The organism is Kitasatospora sp. NPDC029312 (genome assembly GCF_055569215.1).
In genome coordinates this window covers 71,672-79,148 of sequence record NZ_JBVHXY010000017.1, presented here as the reverse complement: position 1 = coordinate 79,148, position 7,477 = coordinate 71,672, and the positions used below count along the sequence as shown (strand labels likewise).

Genomic DNA, 7,477 nt, shown 5'->3' with positions numbered 1-7,477 from the left:
CCAGGGGAAAAAAAAACCCCCCCGGGGGGGCGCCCACCCCGTCCCGGGGACTCGGAGTCCGGGGTGCCCTCCCGACCTGGATCCGAGGACAAAGGGCCCCGCCCCCCCGGGGGGGGCGGGCCCCCGGCGCGGTGCCGCGGTCGAGGTCGGTCACCGGTGTCCCCCTCTCAGAGCGTGGCGAACAGCGTACGCAGCGGCCGTCCGTTGATCACCGCGGCCACGCCCAGCAGCACGGCGCCGCACAGGCCCTGTTCGACCTTCATCCAGATCGGGAAGGCGCCCGGCAGGACGATGATCACGACGATGGCGGCGATCATCACGGCCGACAGGATCCGCAGCCGCCGGAAGGCGCCGCGGGAGCCGCGGGCCGCGCGGACGGTGAGCAGCAGGGTGACGGCGGCGCTGGCCGCGACGGCGGCGCCGCGGATCCAGACCGCCGGGGTCACGACGGTGCTGTGGGAGCGGAGGGCGGCGGCGGCCGCCAAGGTCAGGACGCTGAGGCCGAGGTAGGCGGTCACGAGCCGCCGTACGGTGCGGAAGGCCCGGCGGGTGTCGGGGTGGTGCAGGTCGATGGAGGTCATGCCCTCATCGTGGCCGCGGGCCCCGCCCGGGCGGCAGTGTGCCGGCACACCGCCGCACCGTGACAATTGTCAGCCCCACCGGCGGCGGCCTACCGCGTTGGCCGGGCGGTCCGGCCCGCGCCCGGGCTGGTGTTCATACGGCACCCGGTCCCGCGCCCGGTCAGTCCAGCAGGCGCACCATGTGCAGCTTCGTGACGGCCTGCCCGTCCACCAGGACGGCCCTCGGCTCCCGGCCCCAGACCTCGAAGCCGCAGGAGGTGTAGAGCCGCAGGGCCGGCTCGTTGCCCTCCGAGACGGTCAGCAGCACCTGGCGCAGCCGCCCGTCCTCGGCGGCGATCGTGAGCACCCGCTCCACGAGGGCGCGGCCGGTCCCCCGGCCCCCGGCGGCGCGGGCCACCGCCATGCCGTACAGGCTGGCCTTGTGCCGCTCCTGGGCGCGCGGGTGGACCCGCAGTCCGGCGGTGCCGATGAGCGTGCCGTCGTCGCCGAAGGCGCCGAGCAGGGCGCCCGGCCCGTTCTCGGCGTCGGCCAGGCGCCGGACCGTGTCGGCGAGCGGTTTGCCGCGTTCCTCGGCGTGGCCGGAGGTGAAGGCGCTCGGTGTCTCCCGCAGGGCGGTCAGCCGGAAGGCCCGGTACGGTTCGGCGTCCGCGGTGCCGAGGCGGCGGACGGTCACGGATTCAGCCGAGCCGGACACGGGTGCACCTCGTGAGGTAGGGCACGGCGATCCGCTCCCGGCCGGCCGGGTCGGGGTGGGTGGCGAGCAGGTGCTCGACGTCGGCCAGCAGGCGGGCGCGCTCGGCTTCGGGCAGGGCGATGACGTAGCTGCGCGAGGCGACCATGTCGAGGATCCCGGCCGGGGTGGTGGGATGCTCCCAGCGGATCTCCAGCCGCTCGGGCGCGCCGAACGGGGCCGGGAGCAGTGGCGCGGTGTCGATCGGCCGGCGGGTGCCGCGGTGCAGCAGGGCGCCGAGTTCGGCGGCCCAGGGCTGCGACTCGTCGCGGACGTTCCACACCAGGGCGAGGGTGCCTCCGGGCGTGAGCACCCGGGCGATCTCGGGGAGGGCCGCCGCCTGGTCGAACCAGTGCCAGGCGTGGGCGACCACGACCGCGTCCACGCTGCCGTCGGAGAGCGGGATCCGCTCGGCCGTGCCGGCCCGGACCACCGCCCGGGGTGCCGCCGCGGCGAGTCGAGCGCGCATCTCCTCGTCGGGTTCGACCGCGACGACGTCCAGGCCGGCGTCGACCAGCAGTCGGGTCAACTCGCCCGTGCCGGCGCCGAGGTCGAGCACCTTGCGGGCCTGGCGCGGCACGGCTGAGCCGATCAGCGCGTGCGGGTAGCCGGGGCGCCCGTGCTGGTAGGAGGCGGCGGCGGTGCCGAAGGAGCGGGCCCGCAGCCGCCCGGCCCAGCGCCGGGTGGCGCCCTGGCGGGTCATTCCGCAGGCGCGGCCGATCTCCTCCCAGGTCGCCGCCTTGCCGCGCCGGAGTTCCTCGACCAGGCCGGTGCGCCGCTCCTCCAGGGCCGCGATCGCGCCCGACAGTCGCCGCAGCCCGTCGAGTCCGCCCCCGCCCGACACGTCGTCCGCCACCCGTCGACCGAGATCGTCCGTGTTCATGGCCCCGCACTGTAGGCCTCGCACGCGCGAGCCGTCAACGGACATTGCCCATGGAGGCAACATCTGTTGCGCCATGGAGAATGAGCCGAATATCCCCCGCAAGGGTGACGGCGAGCCACCCCGACCGGCCCCTAGCACGAACTATCCGCCACGCGCGGCGACTTGGGCCGGAAACCCTTCGCATGAGCGAATCCCGGCCGGGTTGCCGGTGCTGGGGCGCCGAGGCGAGAAGCCTGGTGACCGGGCGGTGACCGACCCGGACTGCGACTGGTGTGCGAGATGCCTGACATGTCCGGCAAGTTGCCACAAGTCGGTTGACAGGCAGTATTTTTGAGTTTCGGTCAGGGTTGTCCTGAACTTGGCTATGCTGCAGCACCACGCCTCCGGAGCCGGTCGTCGCCCGTCCCCGTTCTGTTCCGATCGTTTGAGGATGCCGAATGCTTCGAGCTGGATCGTCACCCATCAGACGGCGCCCCGCGCCTCTGCTCGGCTGGCTGCTGCCCACCGCCGTCATGGCGGCGGCGGTTGCGGTCGCCGCGGTGGTGGTGTCCGTCGAAGCCCGGGCCGGAGTGCTGTGGTGCGGGGCCACCGCCATCGTGCTGGTGGCCGTGGTGGCCGCCGAATCCGCCCGCCGGGGCCGGGCCCTGGACGAACTCCGCGCCGAACACCTCCGGCGGGTCGACGAGTTGCACCGCAAGCTGGCCGGCCAGGAGGACGAGATCGAGCGGCTCGCCGCGGGTGAACTGCGCCGACTGGTCCGCGGAGCCCGGTACGGCTCCTCCATCGACGTGCTGCTCAAGCCCTTCCAGCAGCCGAACCCGCTGCTCTCCCGGAAGTTCCGCGAGTCGCTCGAGATGGTCGCCCGCGGAATCGCCAAGGCCGTCGACGACGAGGTCAGCCGGCGCGACTCCGCCGAGCGGGCCTTCGTCAACCTCGCCCGCCGCGTCCAGGCGATCATCCACCGACAGGCCAAGGACCTGCGGGAGATGGAGGACCGGCACGGCAACGACCCGGCCGTCTTCGACGACCTGCTGCGCCTGGACCACGGCAACGCCCTGGTCGGCCGCCTCGCCGACTCCATCGCCGTGCTCTCCGGCGCCCGGCCCGGCCGCCAGTGGACCCGGCCGATCGCGCTCTACAGCGTCCTGCGCGGCGGAATGTCCCGGATCCTGGAGTACCAGCGGGTCGACCTCCACCCGGTCACCCAGATCTCCGTCACCGGCCCGGCCGTCGAACCGCTGATCCACGCCGTGGCCGAGCTGCTCGACAACGCCACCCGCTACTCCCCGCCGCACACCCACGTCCATCTCAGCGCCTCCGAGGTGCAGAGCGGAATAGCGATCGAGGTCGAGGACGGCGGCCTCGGGCTCACCGACGAGGCCCGGGCCCGGGCCGAGCGCTCGATGCGCGAGGCCATGGTCTCCAAGGACTTCGACGACCTCACCGAGTCCCCCCGACTGGGCTTCGCCATCCTCGGCCGGCTCTGCCAGGCGTACGGGTTCCAGGTGTCGCTGCGCCGGTCCGCGTACGGCGGCGTGCGCGCGGTGCTGGTCGTGCCGCAGGAACTGCTCACCACCGCGCCCCCGACCGGGCGGGCGCACGGCATCGGCGCCTTCTCCGGTCCGCGCCCGCTCCCACCGAACCCACCCCGGCAGACGACCCCCTCCCGACCCTGGGGCGCCCGGAGCGCCGGGCCGTCGGCCGGTGTCGGGCCGTCCTACGGCTCGACCAGCCCCTGGGGGTCCTCCGACGCGGAGACCGGGGACGACGAGGTGATCGTCACCGAGCGGACGGCCAACGGCCTGCCGCAGCGCCGCCGCCACCGGCTGACCGGCCGGGCCGCCTTCGCCCCGGCCCCACGCGCCGCGACGCCGCCCAACGGCACGAGCGCGAACCTCAGCGGCCCGACCTCCGGGCCGGCGGCGGGCCCGGCGGGCCCGGCGCCCCGACCGGCCGCGAAGAAGCCGGGCCTGTGGCTGGAGGCGTTCATGGACGGCTACAAGGGCACCGGCCCGTCGGCGAGTTCGACCGGACAGACCGGTGCCGGGCAATCCGGCGCCGGACAGACCAGTGAAGAGACGGCAGGGAAAGGCGAGCAGTGATTCCGCACCGCAGCAACATGGACTGGATCCTCAACGACCTCGCACACAGCGTCCCGTACGTGCGGCACGTCATCGTGCTCTCCGCCGACGGCCTGCGGATCGCCCAGTACGGCGCCGACCCGGACACCGCCGACCGCCTCGCCGCCGCCTGCGCCGGCCTGCAGAGCCTGGCCGCCGCGGTCGGGCACGAGTTCCCGCACGGCAACGGCGCGATGCGGCTGGTCGTCATCGAGGTCGACGGCGGCTACTTCTATCTGATGTCGGCCGGCGACCGCGCCTACCTCGCGGTCCTCGCCGACGAGGGCGTGGACGCCGGACTGGTGAGCCACCAGATGCGCGACCTGGTGGAACGGATCGGCGAGCACCTCTCCACCCCGCCGCGCAACCCCGAGGTGGTCGCGTGAGCCGGCCGGCGAACAGCCGCGGTGCCCGGGCGGTCACATGAACGAGCACACCGAGGCGGTCACATGACGGCCGACCAGGGCGGCTGGGACGGACCCGAGCCCGACCGCCTGTACGTGATCACCCGAGGTCGCAGCGGCCCCTCCGGGCCGGGCGTCTTCGACCTGGTCACCCTGATCGTCTCCCGCGCGGAGCCGACCCCCGCCATGCAGCCCGAGCACGCGGCCATCCTGCGGCTGTGCCGCTCCCCGCTCTCGGTGGCGGAGGTCTCCGCCTACCTCGAACTGCCCACGAGCGTCGTCATCGTCCTGCTGGCGGACCTGCTCGACGACGGGCGGATCGAAGCCCGCGCCGCCGTCCCGGCGGCGGAACTCCCCGACCGTGCCCTGTTGGAGGCGGTGATCCATGGACTTCAGCGGCTCTGACACGGTCGTCGGCCCGGCGAGCGCGGACCTGCTGCCCGACACCGTCGCCACGGCGGTCAAGGTGGTGATCGTCGGTGGCTTCGGCGTCGGCAAGACCACGCTGGTCGGCTCGGTCAGCGAGATCCGCCCGCTGACCACGGAGGAGACCATGACCCAGGCCGGGGTCGGTGTGGACGACCCGACCGGGGTCGAACGCAAGACCTCCACCACGGTGGCCATGGACTTCGGCCGGATCAGCATCAGCGACGAGCTCGTGCTGTACGTCTTCGGCACCCCCGGGCAGGAGCGGTTCTGGTTCCTCTGGAACGGCCTGTTCGAGGGGGCGCTCGGCGCCGTCGTGCTCGTGGACACCCGCCGGCTGGAGGTCAGCTTCGAGGTGATCGGACGGCTGGAGGACCGCGGCGTACCGTTCGTGGTGGCCGTCAACGGCTTCCCGGAGGCGCCGAGTTACGCGCTCGACGAGCTGCGGCAGGCACTCGACCTCCCGGCCGACGTGCCGATCGTGGCCTGTGACGCGCGCAGCCGCGAGTCCAGCCGGGACACCCTGATGGCGCTGATGCGCTACCTGTACGAACTCGCCGCCCCGACCGCCGGCTGACCTGCCGACTCCCCTTCCGCACCCCGCAACCGGAGACCCTGTGACCACCCCGTTCCCCGCCGACGACGCCGCCCTCGCCCCGCCGCCCGGCTGCCCCGCCCACGGCCGCGGCATCGAGCCGATCGGCCCCGGCGGCCTGCGACGCCTGTACGGCCCGGAGGCCGAGGCCGATCCGGCGGGCCTCTACGAGAAGCTGCGCGCCGAGTACGGCGAGGTCGCCCCGGTGCTGCTGCACGGCGACCACCGCGCCTGGCTGATCCTCGGCCACGCCGCCAACATCACCGCGATGCGCACCCCCTCGCTGTTCTCCCGCGACTCCCGGCTTTGGAGCGCCTTCCGCAACAACGAGATCCCGGCCGACTCCCCGCTGCTGCCGGTGGTCGCCTGGCAGCCGATCTGCGTGTTCGCCGACGGCGAGGAGCACCGCCGGCTGCGCGGCGCCGTCCTGGACGGCCTGAACGGCTTCGACCGGCGCGGCATCCGCCGCCACGTCCGCCGCTTCACCACCGACCTGGTGCAGGTGGTCGGCACGACCGGCCGGGCCGAACTGGTCTCCCAGTTCGCCGAGCACCTGCCGATGCTGGTGATGACCAAGCTGATCGGCATGCCCGACGAGTACGGGCCGCAGCTGGTGAACGCCGCCCGCGACCTGATGAAGGGCACCGAGACGGCGATCGCCAGCAACGAGTACGTGGTGGCGAGCCTGCGCCGGACCATCGCGTACAAGCACGACCACCCCGGCGACGACCTGACCAGCCGCCTGCTGGCGCACCCGGCCGGGCTGACCGACGACGAGGTGATGGAGCACCTGCGGGTGGTGCTGCTGGCGGCCAACGAGACGACCGTCAACCTGATCGCCGACTCGCTGAAGATGGTGCTCACCGACCCGCGCTTCCGCGCCCACCTCTCCGGCGGACAGATGACCCTGGGCGAGGCGCTGGACCAGGTGCTCTGGGACTCCCCGCCGATGTCGCTGGTCGCCGGGCGCTGCGCGACGGCGGACACCGAACTCGGCGGGCAGCAGATCAAGGCCGGGGACTTCCTGCTGCTCGGTCTCGCGGCGGGCAACGTCGACCCGGTGATCCGGCCCGACCTCGCCACCCCGCTGTACGGCAACCGCTCGCACCTGTCCTTCGGCGCCGGGCCGCACGAGTGCCCCGGGCAGGACATCGGACGGCACGTCGCGGAAGCCGGGATCGACATCCTGCTCACCCTGCTGCCGGACCTCCGACTGGCCGTTCCGGAGGAGGAGTTGACCTGGAGCTCGGCCTGGATCTCCCGCCACCTGACGGCGCTGCCCGTGGAGTTCACCCCGCGGGAGATCGAACCCGACCCGGAGTCGGTGGCCGAGGCCGAGCTGGCGGCGGAGGAACGGGCCGCCCGGGAGGCGGAGGCGCTCCGGGCCGTCCAGCGGGCGGCGGCCGCCGCCGCGCCGGTGGCAGCCATCCCGGCGCAGCGGCGCAGCTGGTGGGACGTGCTGACCGGCTTCTTCCGGCGCTGACTGGTCCGCTTCCGGTGTCGGCTGGCCGGGCACCGGTCGGGCGGCTCGGGGCGGCGGGCCCGCGCCTTCGACAGTGTCCGGCCCCTCAGGACGGTTGACGGGCCGGTGACGGCGGCGGCGTGACGAGTGCTGGGGTGGTGCCGGGTTGGGGGGGGGGGGGCCGTGGCCCCCCCCCCCCCCCATCTGTTCCGGCTCGCCGCCCCCCCCCACCCCCTGGGGTGCAGTTTCCTCTCCAGGGTGCGGCGCGGAGAGTCT

8 protein-coding genes are annotated in these 7,477 nt (G+C 73.8%); 5 read left to right on the top strand and 3 right to left on the bottom strand.

Going from position 1 to position 7,477, the window contains the following annotated elements; genetic code table 11:
- Positions 1 to 167: 167 nt before the first annotated feature.
- From ACZ4WV_RS16390 to ACZ4WV_RS16380, 3 genes are all read right to left on the bottom strand, one after another.
- Positions 168 to 581 (bottom strand): hypothetical protein, encoded by a 414-nt coding sequence (locus ACZ4WV_RS16390; protein ID WP_465747105.1) that lies wholly within the window; start codon positions 579 to 581, stop codon positions 168 to 170.
- Positions 582 to 741: 160 nt separating this feature from the next.
- The gene (locus ACZ4WV_RS16385; protein WP_465747103.1) at positions 742 to 1,254 is read right to left on the bottom strand and encodes a GNAT family N-acetyltransferase; all 513 of its coding nucleotides are present in this window, start codon (positions 1,252 to 1,254) and stop codon (positions 742 to 744) included.
- A 4-nt stretch (positions 1,255 to 1,258) separates the two neighbouring features.
- Complete coding sequence (locus ACZ4WV_RS16380) at positions 1,259 to 2,194, bottom strand: class I SAM-dependent methyltransferase (RefSeq protein WP_465747101.1); 936 nt, start codon at positions 2,192 to 2,194, stop codon at positions 1,259 to 1,261.
- Positions 2,195 to 2,631: 437 nt separating this feature from the next.
- Between ACZ4WV_RS16380 and ACZ4WV_RS16375 the strand changes: the two genes are divergently transcribed.
- From ACZ4WV_RS16375 to ACZ4WV_RS16355, 5 genes are all read left to right on the top strand, one after another.
- Entirely contained in the window at positions 2,632 to 4,296 is a 1,665-nt protein-coding gene (locus tag ACZ4WV_RS16375) for an ATP-binding protein (protein WP_465747099.1), read from the top strand.
- A gap of 17 nt (positions 4,297 to 4,313) precedes the next feature.
- On the top strand, positions 4,314 to 4,700 hold the full coding sequence (locus ACZ4WV_RS16370; RefSeq protein WP_465747097.1) for a roadblock/LC7 domain-containing protein: 387 nt from the start codon (positions 4,314 to 4,316) through the stop codon (positions 4,698 to 4,700).
- Between the two features lie 63 nt (positions 4,701 to 4,763).
- Entirely contained in the window at positions 4,764 to 5,123 is a 360-nt protein-coding gene (locus ACZ4WV_RS16365) for a DUF742 domain-containing protein (RefSeq protein WP_465747095.1), read from the top strand.
- A complete protein-coding gene (locus ACZ4WV_RS16360) occupies positions 5,104 to 5,721 on the top strand; it encodes a GTP-binding protein (RefSeq protein WP_465747093.1) in 618 nt (205 codons plus the stop codon). The genes ACZ4WV_RS16365 and ACZ4WV_RS16360 overlap by 20 nt, the downstream gene beginning before the upstream one ends.
- 40 nt (positions 5,722 to 5,761) lie before the next feature.
- Positions 5,762 to 7,222 carry a cytochrome P450 gene (locus tag ACZ4WV_RS16355; protein ID WP_465747091.1) on the top strand — a complete coding sequence of 487 codons (1,461 nt, stop codon included), beginning with the start codon at positions 5,762 to 5,764 and terminating at the stop codon, positions 7,220 to 7,222.
- The last annotated feature ends 255 nt before the right edge of the window (positions 7,223 to 7,477 follow it).

Coding starts and splice junctions, on each gene's coding strand:
- ACZ4WV_RS16390 (WP_465747105.1), bottom strand. CDS start 581: ATGACCTCCATCGACCTGCACCACCCCGACACCCGCCGGGCCTTCCGC.
- ACZ4WV_RS16380 (WP_465747101.1), bottom strand. CDS start 2,194: ATGAACACGGACGATCTCGGTCGACGGGTGGCGGACGACGTGTCGGGC.
- ACZ4WV_RS16375 (WP_465747099.1), top strand. CDS start 2,632: ATGCTTCGAGCTGGATCGTCACCCATCAGACGGCGCCCCGCGCCTCTG.
- ACZ4WV_RS16370 (WP_465747097.1), top strand. CDS start 4,314: ATGGACTGGATCCTCAACGACCTCGCACACAGCGTCCCGTACGTGCGG.
- ACZ4WV_RS16365 (WP_465747095.1), top strand. CDS start 4,764: ATGACGGCCGACCAGGGCGGCTGGGACGGACCCGAGCCCGACCGCCTG.
- ACZ4WV_RS16360 (WP_465747093.1), top strand. CDS start 5,104: ATGGACTTCAGCGGCTCTGACACGGTCGTCGGCCCGGCGAGCGCGGAC.